Here is a 14144-nt window from a genome sequence, read left to right as displayed (position 1 = left end):
CATGGAGACAAGACCCCCCCTCGACGCGCTGCAGCAGACGGCGCTGGACCAGGTGCTGGCCGCACATGCCGGCCAGGCTGGCGCCCTGCTGCCGATCCTGCATGCGCTGCAGGACCGGCTCGGCTTCGTGCCGCCGGCGGCGCTGCCGCCCATCGCGCGCGCGCTGAACCTCTCGCGCGCCGAGGTGCACGGCGTCGTCAGCTTCTATCACCACTTCCGCACCGCGCCGCCGCGTGGCCGGGTGCTGCAGATCTGCCGCGCCGAGGCCTGCCGCGCGATGGGCGCCGAGGCGCTGTGGGCGCATGCGCAGGCGGCCGTCGAGGCGCAGGGCTGCGACACGCTCGAGCCGGCCTACTGCCTGGGCCTGTGTGCGCAGTCGCCGGCCGGCATGCTCGGCGAGCGGCTCCATGCACGGCTGACGCCGGCGCGGCTCGATGCACTGCTGGCCCAGGAGCAGCCATGAGCGCGAACGACAACGCGACCCCGATGCTGCGCCTGTGGGTGCCGCGCGACAGCGCCGCGCTGGCGGTCGGCGCCGACGCGGTGGCCGATGCGCTGCAGTCGCTGGCGGCCCTGCAGGGCGTGCCGCTGGCGCTGGTGCGCAACGGCTCGCGCGGGCTGCTGTGGCTGGAGACGCTGGTCGAGGTCGACACGCCGCGCGGGCGCGTCGCCTTCGGGCCGGTGATGCCCGAGGACGTGGCGGCGCTGTGGCCGGCGCTGTGCGCCGAGGCGCGCGGCGAGACGAGCGCGCATCCGCTGCGCCACGGCATCGCTGCGCAGATGCCCTCTCTGGCGCTGCAGGAGCGGCTCACCTTCGCGCGGGTCGGCCTGACCGATCCGCTCTCGCTCGACGACTACGCCGCGCACGGCGGCTGGGCCGGGCTGAAGGCCGCGGCCGCGATGGCGCCGGCCGACATCCTGCATCAGGTCACGCATTCGGGGCTGCGCGGGCGCGGCGGCGCGGCCTTTCCGGCCGGCATCAAGTGGCGCACCGTCGCGCACGCCGCCGGAGAGACCAAATACATCGTCTGCAACGCCGACGAGGGCGACTCGGGCACCTTCGCCGACCGCATGCTGATGGAGGGCGACCCCTGCCTGCTGATCGAGGGCATGGCGATCGCCGCGCTGGCGGTCGGCGCGACCGAGGGCTACGTCTACGTGCGCTCCGAGTACCCCCACGCGGTGGCGACGCTGCGCGAGGCGGTGGCGCGGGCCGAGGCCGCCGGCTGGCTGGGCGCGGACGTGGCGGGCTCGGGGCGCGCGTTCCGGCTCCAGGTGCGCATGGGCGCCGGCTCCTACGTCTGCGGCGAGGAGACGGCGATGCTCGAGAGCCTGGAGGGCCGGCGCGGCATCGTGCGCGCCAAGCCGCCGCTGCCGGCGGTCCACGGCCTGTTCGGCTGCCCGACCGTCATCAACAATGTCCTGACCTTCGCCGCGGTGCCGACCATCCTGGCGCGCGGCGCCGACTTCTACCGTGGCTACGGCGTCGGGCGCTCGCACGGCACGCTGCCCTTCCAGCTCGGCGGCAACATCCGCCACGGCGGGCTGGTCGAGAAGGCCTTCGGCCTGACCTTGCGCGAGCTGGTCTTCGGCTTCGGCGGCGGCACCGCCAGCGGCCGGCCGGTCAAGGCGATCCAGGTCGGCGGGCCGCTCGGCGCCTATGTGCCCGAGTCGCAGTGGGACGTGCCGCTGGACTACGAGGCCTATGCGGCCATCGGCGCGGTGGTCGGCCACGGCGGCGTGGTGGTGCATGACGACACCGCGGACATGGCGCAGCTGGCGCGCTACGCATTTGCGTTCTGCGCGCTGGAGTCCTGCGGCAAGTGCACGCCCTGCCGCATCGGCTCGACCCGCGGCGTCGAGGTGATCGACCGCATCGTGCTGCACAGGACGAATCCCGTCGTGCGACATCAGCAGCTCGAGCTGCTGCGCGATCTCTGCGACACCATGCTGGCGGGCAGCCTGTGCGCGATGGGCGGCATGACGCCCTATCCGGTGCTGTCGGCGCTGGACCACTATCCGGCCGACTTCGGCCTCGATGCGGCGCCGCTTGCCGCTCCCGCCGAGGAGGCGACGCGATGAATCACCCCGTCATCCCGATCCAGGCGATCTCTACGATCAGGACGCTGGACGCCTGCCGCCAGCCCGAGATCGACCGCGGCACGCCGGCGAGCCTCGCGACCGAGACGGTCACGCTCACCATCGACGGCTTCCAGGTCACCGTGCCGCAGGGCACCTCGCTGATGCGCGCGGCCATCGACGCCGGCATCCAGGTGCCCAAGCTCTGCGCCACCGACATGCTCGAACCGTTCGGCTCGTGCCGGCTCTGCCTGGTCGAGATCGAGGGCCGGCGCGGCACGCCGGCGTCCTGCACCACGCCGGCCGAGGCCGGCATGACGGTGCGCACCCAGAGCCCGCGGCTGCAGAAGCTGCGCCAGGGCGTGATGGAGCTCTACCTCAGCGACCACCCGCTCGACTGCCTGACCTGCGCCGCCAACGGCGACTGCGAGCTGCAGACCCAGGCCGGCGTGGTCGGCGTGCGCAATGTGCGCTATGGCGTCGGCGACCGCGCGGTGGCCGGCATCACCGGCCGCCACCATCTGGCGCACGCCAAGGACGAATCGAACCCGTACTTCACCTATGACCCGAGCAAGTGCATCGTCTGCAACCGCTGCGTGCGCGCCTGCGAGGAGGTGCAAGGGACGTTTGCGCTGACGATCTCGGGCCGCGGCTTCGAGTCGCGGGTGTCGCCGGGCATGGACGAGCCCTTCATGCAGAGCGAGTGCGTCTCCTGCGGCGCCTGCGTGCAGGCCTGCCCGACCGCGACGCTGACCGAGAAGACCGTCATCGAGCTGGGCCAGCCGGAGCACAGCGTCATCACCACCTGCGCCTACTGCGGCGTGGGCTGCTCGTTCAAGGCCGAGATGAAGGGCACGCAGGTCGTGCGCATGGTGCCGTGGAAGGACGGCAAGGCCAACGAGGGCCACAGCTGCATCAAGGGCCGCTTCGCCTGGGGCTACGCGACGCACAGGGACCGCATCACGAAGCCGATGATCCGCGCCCGCATCACCGACCCCTGGCGCGAGGTGAGCTGGGACGAGGCCTTGAACCACGCCGCCGGCGAGTTCCGGCGCATCCAGGCCACGCACGGCCGGGATGCGGTCGGCGGCATCACGTCCAGCCGCTGCACCAACGAGGAAACCTACCTCGTGCAGAAGCTGATCCGCGCCGCGTTCGGCAACAACAACGTCGACACCTGCGCCCGCGTCTGCCACAGCCCGACCGGCTACGGCCTCGGCCAGACCTACGGCACCTCGGCCGGCACGCAGACCTTCCGGTCGGTCGAGCACACCGACGTGGTGATGGTCATCGGCGCCAATCCGAGCGAAGGCCACCCGGTGTTCGCCTCGCGGCTGAAGAAGCGGCTGCGCCAGGGGGCGCGGCTGATCGTCGTCGATCCGCGCCGCATCGACCTCGTGGACGCGCCGCACGTCAAGGCCGACTTCCACCTGCAGCTGAAACCCGGCACCAACGTCGCCGTCATCACCGCGCTGGCGCATGTGATCGTCACCGAAGGGCTGGTGAACGAGGCGTACGTCGCCGAGCGCTGCGACCCGAAGAGCTTCCAGCAGTGGCGCGAGTTCGTGTCGCGGCCGGAGAACTCGCCCGAGGCGTTCGAGGCGGTCAGCGGCGTGCCGGCCGACGTCCTGCGCGGCGCGGCGCGGCTCTACGCGAAGGGTGGGGCCGGCGGCAACAGCGCGATCTTCTACGGCCTCGGCGTCACCGAACACGCGCAGGGCTCCACGATGGTCATCGGCATCGCCAACCTCGCGATGGCCTGCGGCATGGTCGGACGCGAGGGCGTCGGCGTGAACCCGCTGCGGGGCCAGAACAACGTGCAGGGCTCCTGCGACATGGGCAGCTTCCCGCACGAGCTGCCCGGCTACCGCCACATCAGCGACTCCACGGTGCGCGCGCAGTTCGACGCCGCCTGGGGCGTGACGTTGAACCCCGAGCCGGGCCTGCGCATCCCGAACATGCTGGATGCGGCGCTCGAAGGCAGCTTCAAGGCGCTGTACGTGCAGGGCGAAGACCCCGCGCAGTCCGACCCGAACACGCAGCATGTCGCGGCGGCGCTCTCCAGCATGGAATGCGTGGTCGTGCAGGACATCTTCCTGAACGAGACCGCCAAGTACGCGCATGTCTTCCTGCCCGGCGCCTCGTTCCTGGAGAAGGACGGCACCTTCACCAACGCCGAGCGCCGCATCAGCCGCGTGCGCCAGGTGATGCCGCCGCTCTCGGGCAAGGCGGACTGGGAGGTGACGCAGGCCTTCGCCAACGCGCTGGGCTATCCGATGCACTACAGTCACCCGTCGCAGATCATGGACGAGATCGCGGCGCTGACGCCCAGCTTCGCCGGCGTGAGCTTCGAGAAGATCGAGCGGCTGGGCAGCGTGCAGTGGCCTTGCAACGAGACGACGGACGAGGCCGGCACGGCGATCATGCACGTCGGCGGCTTCGTGCGCGGGCGCGGGCGCTTCCTGCCGACGCAGTATGTGGCCACCGACGAGAAGGTCACGCGCCGCCTGCCGCTGATCCTGACCACCGGCCGCGTGCTCAGCCAGTACAACGTCGGCGCCCAGACCCGGCGCACCGAGAACAGCCGCTGGCACGAGGAGGACCGGCTGGAGATCCACCCGCATGACGCCGAGGAGCGCGGCCTGAAGGACGGCGACTGGGTCGGCATCACGAGCCGCGCCGGCGAGACGGTGCTGCGCGCCACCGTCACCGAGCGGGTGCAGCCCGGCGTGGTCTACACCACCTTCCACTTCCCCGAGTCCGGCGCCAACGTCATCACCACCGATTCGAGCGACTGGGCGACCAACTGCCCCGAATACAAGGTGACCGCGGTGCAGGTGGCGCGGGTCACGCAGCCGGCGCGCTGGCAGCGCGATTTCGCTGACTTCGACCGCCTGCAGCACGGTCTGCTGCCGGAGCACGCCCGATGAGCCCCACCGTCGACGCCGCCGCCACGCTGGTGCGGCTGGCCAACCGCATCGGCGAGTTCTTCGCCGCCTTTCCCGAGCGCGAGGAGGCGCTGGACGGCATCGCCCAGCACCTGGCGAAGTTCTGGGAGCCGCGCATGCGCCGCGCGCTCTATGCCCACCTCGACGGCGCTGCGCAGGGCGAGGGGCTGGCGCCGCTGGTGCGCGAGGCCGTGCTGACGCGGCGCGGGCGGCTCGATCCGGCGCTGCTCAGCGCGGATCCAGCGCCTTCGGCCGCTTCAGCGTGATCGTGCTGGCGACGTTGCGCTCGCTGCGGTAGATGGCGGCGCTGCCTTCGAGCGCGCGCACGGCCAGCGTCAGGGCGGCCGTGCCGGCGGGCTGAGCGCTCGAGACGAGCGTGCACATGCCGCTGGCGGCGGTGGTGCAGCTCAGCGGGGTGCGCGCGTTGCCGAACAGGCCGGTGACCTTGATGCCGGCGATGTTCTGGCCGCTGCGGTTGACGACCCGCACGCTGACCCGTGCGGTCCACTGCGCGCGCGCGACCGCGGTCTCGCCGTTGACCAGGCCGACATGGATGTCCTGGACCACCGGAAAGGGCAGCTGGGGGGCCGCGCCGGTGAACAGCAGCCGGTTCGGGCTGCTGGCCACGCTGGCGATGCGGCCGCTGGTCGACTGCGACAGCAGCTGCTGCACCAGCTGCGCCGGGCTCAGGCCCGGGCGGCTCTCGAGCTGGAGCGCCATCGCGCCGGCGGCGTGCGGCGCGGCCATCGAGGTGCCGCTGAGCAGGCGCTCGCCCTCGGTGCCGCGCCAGTCGGCCGACATGATCTGCTCGCCCGGCGCGAACAGGTCGACGCAGCTGCCGAAGTTCGAGAAGGACGAGCGCTGGTCGAGGCCGTTGCTCGCGCCGACCGTCAGCGCGCCCGGCACCCGCGCCGGCGAGCGCAGGCAGGCGCTGACATTGTCGTTGCCGGCCGAGACCGCCACATGCAGCCCGGCCTGCAGCGCGGTCAGCACCGCCTCGTCGATGACCTCCGAGGCGTAGGCGCCCAGGCTCATGTTGATGACGGCTGGCCGAGCGGCATGCTCGATCACCCACTCGATGCCCAGCAGCAGGCGCTGGATCGAGCTGATGCCGTCGCAGTCCAGCACCCGCACCGGCACCAGCGTCGCGCCGGGCGCCACGCCGGCGACGGAGCCGGCGATCGAGCCGGCGACATGGGTGCCGTGGCCGCGGCAGTCGGCGCTGCCGTGGCCGTCGCCGACGAAGTCGACGCCGGCGGCCAGGCGGGTGTCGAACTGGCGGTGAGGCGAGATGCCGGAGTCGATCACGTAGACCGACACGCCGCGCCCCGAGCCCACCGGCGCGTAGCTTCGGTCCAGCGGCAGCTTGCGCTGGTCGACGCGGTCGACGCCCCAGTGCGCGGTGTCGACCGAGCGGGCCTTGACCACCTGGGCCGAGCGCACCAGGCCGTCGGGCTCGACCGACAGCACCGCAGGATCGGCGCGCAGCCGCTGCAGCAGCGCCTCGGCCTGCGCCGGCGCGACGCTGAACGAGAAGCCCTGGATCGCGCGGGCATAGTGACGGCGCGGTCGCGCCGCGCCGTCGGCGAGCAGGCGACGGCTCTGGCCGTGCACGGCGGCCTCGATCGTGGCGGCGGGCGGCGCGGCTGCCAGCGCACGCGCGCTGGCGACGCCGGTCGCGCCGGCCGCCAGCGCCGCCGGATGCAGCCGCACGATGAAGCGCAGTTCGTCGGCCCGGCCGCCGGGTGCGTCGGTGGCGGCCAGCGCGTGGCGCTCGCTCTCGTCGGCGGCCTGCAGCGCGGAGCCGTCGCCCGCGCTGTCCACGCCGTCCGCACCATCCGTGCCTCCGCAGGCGGTGAGCGCGAGCAGCGCCAGCAGGGCCGGCAGCCGCCGGGCCGCGGCCCGGACGGGGGGCCGGCAGGGCAGTGAATGCATCGGATCTCTCCGGAAACGGACAGCACGGAGCGGCACGGGCGTGCCGCGGGACGGTCTGTCCGTTTTCGATCGATCGAACAGGAAGTGAATTCCCGTCTTTTCCAGATGCGGTCCTGCCGGACCTTGCGGTTCAGGCCGGCGTGAGCCTGTTCACGCTCGGCGCGCTGGCGCGTCCTGGTGTTCGATGCGGTAGCGCTGCTGCACGAAGCCGAAGCCGTAGGCGCGGGTCGACACCAGCGCGAGCTTCAGGTCGGCCTGCAGCGGCCCGCCCAGCGGCCGGCCCTGGCCGATCAGCACCGGCACCACCGTCAGCGTGATCTCGTCGACCAGGCGCTCGGCGAGGAAGGCGCCCAGCAGCCGCGCGCCGTCGACATAGACATGGCGCGCGCCGAGCCGGCCGAGCTCGTCGAGCACCGCTGCCGGTGCGGCCGCGCTGGCCTGCACGGTGGCTCGCAGCGCCTCGGGAATGGCCAGCGGCCGGCGGCTCATCACCCGCACCGGCCGGCTGCCGTAGGGCCAGACGCCGTCGCCCAGCAGCAGCTCGAAGGTGCCTCGGCCCATCACCACCGCGTCGACGGTGGACAGGAAGTCGGCGGTGCCGCAGTCCTCGCCGGGCGGAATGCACCGGTTGGCCTCGTCGAGCCAGTCGATGCGTCCGTCGGGGCGGCTGATGTAGCCGTCGAGCGTGGTGGCGAGGAACAGGGAGCAGCGGGGTTTCATGCGTCAGGCCGGACTTCGGAGCATCGATCTTGCGAACCCGCGATCATCCTCCATTCGCGGGGTTTTGCCGGATCTGGCCGCACATCTCCGCGTCCGCACCGTGACACGATGCCGGTGCCAGAATCGCTTCCATGCATGAAGACGATCACGAATCCCTGCCCGATCCGACCGGAACCCGGCCGGTCGAGCGCCTGCAGGCCGGCCGGCGCGAGCCGCATGTCGAGACGCTGGCCGAGGAGCTGCCGGTCGCGCTGGTCTACAACGGCATCTCGCATGCGGTGATGCTGGCCTCGCCGGCCGACCTGGAGGACTTCGCGCTGGGCTTCTCGCTGTCGGAGGGCATCATCGATTCGCCCGACGACCTGCTCGACGTCGAGATCCTGCCCGCCGACCTGGGCGGGAGCGTCGCGCTGGCCGGCACCACCGAGCGCGGCCTGTCGGTCGAGCTGAAGGTGACGCTGCGCTGCTTCATGCGGCTGAAGGAGCGCCGGCGCACGCTGGCCGGGCGCACCGGCTGCGGCCTGTGCGGCACCGAGAGCCTGGCCGAGGCGGTGCGCCCGGTGGGCCGCGAGGCGGCCTGCATCGAGATCGAGGCCCGCGCGCTCGAGCGGGCGATGGCGGCGCTGCCGAGCCACCAGCATCTGCAGAAGGCCACCGGCGCGGCCCACGCCGCCGCCTGGTGCGCGCCCGACGGCGAGGTGCTGACGCTGCGCGAGGATGTCGGCCGCCACAACGCGCTCGACAAGCTGATCGGCGCGCTGGCCCGCGCCGGCACCGATCCGGCCACGGGCTTCGTCGTCGTCACCAGCCGTGCCAGCTACGAGATGGTCTACAAGGCCGCGCATGCCGGCTTCGGCCTGCTCGCGGCCGTGTCGGCGCCGACCGGGCTGGCGGTGCGCACCGCCGAGGCCGCCGGCCTGGTGCTGGCCGGCTTCGTGCGCGGCGACCGGGCGGTGGCCTACAGCCACACGCGCCGGCTGCTCGCGTCGGCGCCGGCCCCGGTCAGTTCCAGCTGACCTCGCTGGCGAAGAGGTAGCCCGCGCCGTAGACGGTGCGGATCATCTTCGGGTTGTGCGGATCGGTCTCGATCTTGCGGCGCAGCCGCGAGATGCGCACGTCGATGCTGCGGTCCAGCGGCGAGAGATCGGGGTCGCCGCAGATCTGCTCGCGCGCGAGGATGCGGTTGGGCCGCTGCAGGAAGGTCGCCAGCAGCCGCGCCTCGCCCGAGCTCAGCGTCCATTCCTGGCCGCTGGCGCTGCGCAGCAGGTTGGTGTCGGGCTGGAAGGTCCAGCCGTTGCCGAAGCGCGCCAGCTGCGGGCCGCGCTCGTCGCCGCCCTGGCCGCGCCGGCGCAGGATGCTGCGCACCCGCGCGACCAGCTCGCGCGGCTCGAAGGGCTTGGTCACGTAGTCGTCGGCGCCCAGCTCCAGGCCCATGACCCGGTCGCCGATCCAGGCGCGGCCGCTCAGGATCAGCAGGCCGCAGTCGTGGCGACGCTGGATCTCCTGCATCAGCTCCATGCCGTCGCCGTCGGGCAGGCCGAGGTCGAGAATGCACAGGTCGGGCACCTGCTGCGCGAGCTGCTGGCGGGTCTCGGCGGCGCTGCGGCAGGGGCAGGCCTCGAAGCCGAAGTCGCGCAGCACCGTCTGCAGCAGGCGGGCCACCTCGGCATCGTCCTCGACGATCAGGATGCGGGCGCCGTCTCCGGGCGACCGGTTGGGACTTGGCGAGCTCTTCGGGCTCATTTCAGTGTCTCCTCGAGGGTGGATCTCAGTTCTTCGGGCGTGAACGGCTTGCGCAGCAGCGGCCAGGGGTCGCTCGCCTGGCCGGGCTGCTCGTCCGAGTATCCGCTGATCATCAGCATGCGCAGGCCGGGGCGGGTGCGCGCGGCGTGGCGGCACAGCGCGCGCCCGTCGGTGCTCCCGGGCATGACGATGTCGGTGATCAGCAGGCCGATGCCGGGCACCGCGTCGAGGATCTCGCGGGCCTCGTCGCCGTCGCCGGCCTCGATGACCGGATGGCCGAGCGCGACGAGCTCGCGGCGCACGATGCGGCGCAGCTCGACCTGGTCGTCGACCAGCAGCACCAGAGGCCGGCCCGGACGCGGCGGCATGCCCCCGGCCTGCGCGCCCTCGGCCGGGGCGAGGTCCGCGGCCGCACCCGGGGCGGCGGCCGGCACGGTGGCCGCGGCCGGCATCTCGGCCGGCTGCAGCAGCAGCGTCACCCGGGTGCCGGCACCGGGGCGGCTGTGCAGCAGCACGCCGCCGCCGCACTGGCGCACGAAGCCGTAGACCATCGGCAGGCCCAGGCCGCTGCCCTGGCCGAAGCGCTTGGTGGTGAAGAAGGGCTCGAAGACCCGCGCCCGCGTCGCCTCGTCCATGCCGATGCCGGTGTCGGTGACGCTGATGCGCACATGGCGCCCGGGCAGCACCTCGGCCTCGGCCGCCTCGGCCGCGTCGAGCAGGCACTCGTCGGTCTCGATGCGCAGCTCGCCGCCCTCGGGCATCGCGTCGCGGGCATTGATCGCCAGGTTCAGGATCGCGCTCTCGAGCTGATGCGCGTCGGTGCGCGCGATCAGGCGCCGGTGCGGCGCCTCCAGCGAGGTCAGCAGCCGCACCGAGTCCGGCAGCGAGCGCACCAGCAGCTGCGCGGCATCGGCCACCACCTCGCCGACATCGACCGCGCGCGGCGCCAGCGGCTGCTGGCGCGCGAAGGTCAGCAGCCGGCGGATCAGGTCGGCGCCGCTGTGCGCGGCCTTCAGTGCCGGCGTCAGGAACTCGGCCAGCTCCGGATCGCCCGGATGGCGGTCGCGCAGCGCGGCGAGGTTGCCGATCATCACCGCCAGCATGTTGTTGAGGTCGTGCGCGATGCCGCCGGTGAGCTGGCCGACCGCCTCCATCTTCTGCGCCTGCGCGATGGCCACCTGCGCCTGCTTGACCTCGCTGACATCGACCGACAGCACGAAGCAGCCCAGCACCTCGCCGTCGGGCCCGAACTCCGGGACCAGCTCGGTGCGGGCGTTGACGATGCTGCCGTCGTCGCGCGCCATCTCGTACTCGTAGCGCTGGCGGCTGCCCTTGAGCGCCAGCACCACATGCGGGATCACCACCGCGTAGACCTCGGGCGGCAGCACGTCGACGATCGGCCGCCCGGCGGCGATGTCGCGCCCGCGCCCGAACCAGTCGGTGTAGCCCTTGTTGGCGTACTGGTAGACGTGGTTGCGGTCGAAGTAGCCGATCAGCGCCGGCACGTTGTCGAAGATCAGGCGCAGCCGCGCCTCGCTCAGGCGCAGTTCGGCCAGCAGCGCCTCGCGTGGCGCGGACGCGGGATCGGGCTCGGTGTGCGGAAGGATCGGGTCCATCGAGCCGATTCTAGGCAGCGAGCTGACCTCGGCCTTGTGCCGCGCCGGCCGGCCGGCCGCGCCGGGGCTGCGCTGACGCAAACATTCGATACATTCGATCCGAGGTGATGCAAGGTTCGCTCGGGATCATCGCTGCTCCGCAGGACGCCTCGAGACGGCGCGACAGCCGTGCGGGCGCCCCCACATGTTCTCCGGAGACAGCCGAATGGGTCATTCCGCCTACGACCAGGGCCTCGAGCGCAACCGCGCGAACTTCGCCGCCCTGACGCCCCTGACCTTCCTGGAGCGCACCGCGCGCATCCATCCCGAGCGCATCGCGCTGATCCACGGCGAGCTGCGCCAGACCTGGCTCGAGACGGCCCGGCGCTGCCGCCGCCTGGCCAGCGCGCTGCGCGGACGCGGCATCCGTGCCGGCGACACCGTCGCGGCGATGCTGCCCAACACGCCGGCGATGTACGAGTGCCACTTCGGCGTGCCGATGGCCGGCGCGGTGCTCAACACGCTCAACACCCGGCTCGACCCGGAGGCGATCGCCTTCCAGCTCGACCACGGCGAGGCCAAGGTGCTGCTGACCGATCGCGAGTTCTCGTCGATCATCCGCCGCGCGCTCGACATGGTGAAGGGCCCGCGCCCGCTGGTCATCGACGTCGACGACGCGCTGTTCGAGGGCGGCGTGCTGCTCGGCGAGAAGGACTACGAGGCCTTCCTGGCCGAGGGGGACCCGGACTTCGCCTGGCAGCCGCCGGCCGACGAGTGGGACGCGATCGCGCTGAACTACACCAGCGGCACCACCGGCAACCCGAAGGGCGTGGTCACACACCACCGCGGCGCCTACCTGAACGCCACCTCGAACGTCGTCACCTGGGAGATGCCGCGCCACGCCGTCTACCTGTGGACGCTGCCGATGTTCCACTGCAACGGCTGGTGCTTCCCGTGGACGATGGCGCTGCAGGCCGGCACCAGCGTGTGCCTGCGCCGGGTCGATCCGACGCTGATCTTCCCGCTGATCCGCGAGCACCGCGTGACCCACATGTGCGGCGCGCCGATCGTCTACGGCCTGCTGATCAACGCCTCCGAGCAGCTGCGCGCCGGCATCGAGCACTCGATCCACGGCCTGATCGCGGGCGCGGCGCCGCCGGCGGCGATCATCGAGGGCTGCGAGCGCATCGGCATCGACATCACCCACGTCTACGGCCTGACCGAGGTCTACGGTCCGGCGGCGGTCTGCGTCAAGCAGGAAGGCTGGGAGAAGCTCTCCATCGGCGAGCGCGCCGAGCTCAACGCCCGCCAGGGCGTGGCCTACCCGATGCAGGACGCCATCGCGGTGCTCGACCCCGAGACGCTCGAGCCGGTGCCGGCCGACGGCCAGACCATGGGCGAGATCTTCTTCCGCGGCAACCTGGTGATGAAGGGCTACCTGAAGAACCCCGAGGCGACCGCCGAGGCCTTCCGCGGCGGCTGGTTCCACACCGGCGACCTGGCGGTGATGCATCCGGACGGCTATGTCAAGATCAAGGACCGCAGCAAGGACATCATCATCTCGGGCGGCGAGAACATCTCCAGCGTCGAGGTCGAGGAAGTGCTCTACCGCCACCCGGCGGTGATGGTGGCGGCGATCGTCGCCGCGCCGGACCCGAAGTGGGGCGAGGTGCCGTGCGCCTTCGTCGAGCTGCGCGAGGGCGCCGAGGCGACCGAGGAGGAGATCGTCGAGTACTGCCGCCTGCACATGGCGCGCTACAAGGTGCCCAAGCGCGTGATCTTCGGCGCGGTGCCCAAGACCTCGACCGGCAAGATCCAGAAGTTCATGCTGCGCCAGCAGATGAAGTCGGCCACGGCCATCGGCTGAGCGCCGCACGCGGCAAGACAGGACGGGGGAAACGACGATGAACGATCTTCAAGGCCACGACATCGAGGACCTGCGCGTCGGCATGACCGCGACCTTCTCGAAGACCATCACCGAGGCGGACATCGTGCTGTTCGCCGGCGTGTCCGGCGACGGCAACGCGGTGCACACCAACGAGGAGTTCGCGCAGGGCACGCCGTTCAAGGGCCGCATCGCCCACGGCTTCCTGACCGCCAGCGTCATCTCGGCCGCGGTGGCCAACAAGCTGCCCGGCCCGGGCTCGATCTACCTCGACCAGCGCATGAGCTTCAAGGCGCCGGTGCGCCCGGGCGACACGGTGCACGCGACGGTGCGGGTCAAGGAGGTCCAGCCCGAGCGCTGCCGCGTGCTGCTCGAGACGGTCTGCACCGTCAAGGGCACGGTGGTGATCGACGGCGAGGCGCTGATCAAGGTGGGGTCGAGCGCGAAGCGGCAGGCGAGGGCGGCCGCCACGCCGGCCTGACCGGCGTCTCCCGGCTTTTCGCTCTCCCGTCATCCTCGCGAACGCGAGGATCTACCCCTGCCGCAGACCCGACCGCCCCGCACACCGTGGCTGCCCGCCTTCGCGGGCATGACGGGAGCGGCGGCGCGGTCCCGTCCCGGCTCCGGCATGCCCGATCCGGCGTCCACGGCTGCCTCTCAGCCTGCTCCGCCCGTCAACTGCTCCAGCAGTCCGGCCATCTGCGGATCGAGCGTGCCGCCGCGTTGCTGCCAGCCGTGCAGCAACGCCACCAGCTCTCCGAGCAATGCCTGCACTTCCTCCTGCCGGTCAAGCTGAAGCGCGTACATCCCGCCCAGATACAGCCCGACCGCCAGCGTCCGCACGAAGAAATAGCTCTCCCCCTGCCGCGCCACCAGTCCGCGATGGATGTCGACAGCGCGCAATTGCTGCGCCAGCCCACGCTCTCGATCGGCGGGGTTGTCGCTTTGTGACGCCATGCCCGCCAGCCGCTCCAGCGAAATCGCCAGATCGCGAGCGGCCTGAGCGGAGTCGGGGTTGGCGCGCAGCAGGTCTTCGCGGACCTGGAGGCTGCGCTGGAAGTAGCGCAGGGCCTGCTCGGCGTCGCCGGCTTGGCCGCGAGCGCGGAGGAAGTCGGCGAGCTTGTTCAAGCTGACGGAGACATCGCGAGCGGCCTGAGCGGAGTCGGGGTTGGCGCGCAGCAGGTCTTCGCGGACCTGGAGGCTGCGCTGGAAGTAGCGCAGGGCCTGCTCGGCGTCCGC

General features: G+C 72.0%; 12 protein-coding genes. 7 read left to right on the top strand and 5 right to left on the bottom strand.

Annotated elements, in window-relative coordinates:
• Position 1 precedes the first annotated feature (1 nt).
• Genes HNQ01_RS05090 through HNQ01_RS05075 form a run of 4 tightly spaced genes read left to right on the top strand, consistent with a single transcriptional unit; the run spans position 2 to position 5293 of the window.
• Positions 2 to 463, top strand: coding sequence for an NAD(P)H-dependent oxidoreductase subunit E (locus HNQ01_RS05090; protein ID WP_173804283.1), 462 nt, complete (start codon positions 2 to 4; stop codon positions 461 to 463).
• Positions 460 to 2082 carry an NADH-ubiquinone oxidoreductase-F iron-sulfur binding region domain-containing protein gene (locus HNQ01_RS05085; RefSeq protein WP_173804282.1) on the top strand — a complete coding sequence of 541 codons (1623 nt, stop codon included), beginning with the start codon at positions 460 to 462 and terminating at the stop codon, positions 2080 to 2082. Before HNQ01_RS05090 ends, HNQ01_RS05085 begins: the two co-directional genes overlap by 4 nt.
• Positions 2079 to 5009 carry a formate dehydrogenase subunit alpha gene (gene fdhF / locus HNQ01_RS05080; protein ID WP_173804281.1) on the top strand — a complete coding sequence of 977 codons (2931 nt, stop codon included), beginning with the start codon at positions 2079 to 2081 and terminating at the stop codon, positions 5007 to 5009. Before HNQ01_RS05085 ends, fdhF begins: the two co-directional genes overlap by 4 nt.
• Positions 5006 to 5293, top strand: a complete 288-nt coding sequence (locus HNQ01_RS05075; protein ID WP_173804280.1) for a formate dehydrogenase subunit delta — start codon at positions 5006 to 5008, stop codon at positions 5291 to 5293. Before fdhF ends, HNQ01_RS05075 begins: the two co-directional genes overlap by 4 nt.
• Here HNQ01_RS05075 and HNQ01_RS05070 read toward each other — a convergent pair.
• Both HNQ01_RS05070 and HNQ01_RS05065 read right to left on the bottom strand, forming a co-directional pair.
• Positions 5256 to 6962, bottom strand: a complete 1707-nt coding sequence (locus tag HNQ01_RS05070; RefSeq protein WP_173804279.1) for a S8 family peptidase — start codon at positions 6960 to 6962, stop codon at positions 5256 to 5258. The two genes, HNQ01_RS05075 and HNQ01_RS05070, sit on opposite strands and share 38 nt — an antisense overlap.
• A 150-nt stretch (positions 6963 to 7112) precedes the next feature.
• Positions 7113 to 7682, bottom strand: a complete 570-nt coding sequence (locus HNQ01_RS05065) for a dihydrofolate reductase family protein (protein WP_173804278.1) — start codon at positions 7680 to 7682, stop codon at positions 7113 to 7115.
• Between the two features lie 131 nt (positions 7683 to 7813).
• Here HNQ01_RS05065 and fdhD point away from each other — a divergent pair, with 131 nt between their 5' ends.
• Positions 7814 to 8698 (top strand): formate dehydrogenase accessory sulfurtransferase FdhD, encoded by an 885-nt coding sequence (fdhD, locus tag HNQ01_RS05060; RefSeq protein ID WP_173804277.1) that lies wholly within the window; start codon positions 7814 to 7816, stop codon positions 8696 to 8698.
• On the opposite strand, the gene HNQ01_RS05055 is transcribed toward fdhD, so the two are convergent.
• Both HNQ01_RS05055 and HNQ01_RS05050 read right to left on the bottom strand, forming a co-directional pair.
• The gene (locus tag HNQ01_RS05055; RefSeq protein ID WP_173804276.1) at positions 8685 to 9425 is read right to left on the bottom strand and encodes a response regulator transcription factor; all 741 of its coding nucleotides are present in this window, start codon (positions 9423 to 9425) and stop codon (positions 8685 to 8687) included. The two genes, fdhD and HNQ01_RS05055, sit on opposite strands and share 14 nt — an antisense overlap.
• Positions 9422 to 11041, bottom strand: a complete 1620-nt coding sequence (locus HNQ01_RS05050; protein WP_173804275.1) for a PAS domain-containing sensor histidine kinase — start codon at positions 11039 to 11041, stop codon at positions 9422 to 9424. Before HNQ01_RS05050 ends, HNQ01_RS05055 begins: the two co-directional genes overlap by 4 nt.
• A gap of 205 nt (positions 11042 to 11246) precedes the next feature.
• Here HNQ01_RS05050 and HNQ01_RS05045 point away from each other — a divergent pair, with 205 nt between their 5' ends.
• Positions 11247 to 12887 carry an acyl-CoA synthetase gene (locus HNQ01_RS05045; protein ID WP_173804274.1) on the top strand — a complete coding sequence of 547 codons (1641 nt, stop codon included), beginning with the start codon at positions 11247 to 11249 and terminating at the stop codon, positions 12885 to 12887.
• Positions 12888 to 12924: 37 nt separating this feature from the next.
• Positions 12925 to 13386: a MaoC family dehydratase gene (locus HNQ01_RS05040; protein ID WP_173804273.1), complete on the top strand. Its 462-nt coding sequence runs from the start codon at positions 12925 to 12927 to the stop codon at positions 13384 to 13386.
• 176 nt (positions 13387 to 13562) lie between these two features.
• On the opposite strand, the gene HNQ01_RS05035 is transcribed toward HNQ01_RS05040, so the two are convergent.
• The coding region (locus HNQ01_RS05035) for a hypothetical protein (RefSeq protein WP_217427406.1) at positions 13563 to 14144 on the bottom strand (582 nt) is incomplete at its 5' end.

It is taken from the genome of Sphaerotilus uruguayifluvii (genome assembly GCF_013294065.1).
GTDB classification, from domain to species: Bacteria; Pseudomonadota; Gammaproteobacteria; order Burkholderiales; family Burkholderiaceae_C; genus Sphaerotilus; species Sphaerotilus uruguayifluvii.
The sequence above is the reverse complement of the archived record's forward strand: the minus strand, read 5'-3'. Positions and strand labels throughout refer to the sequence as shown.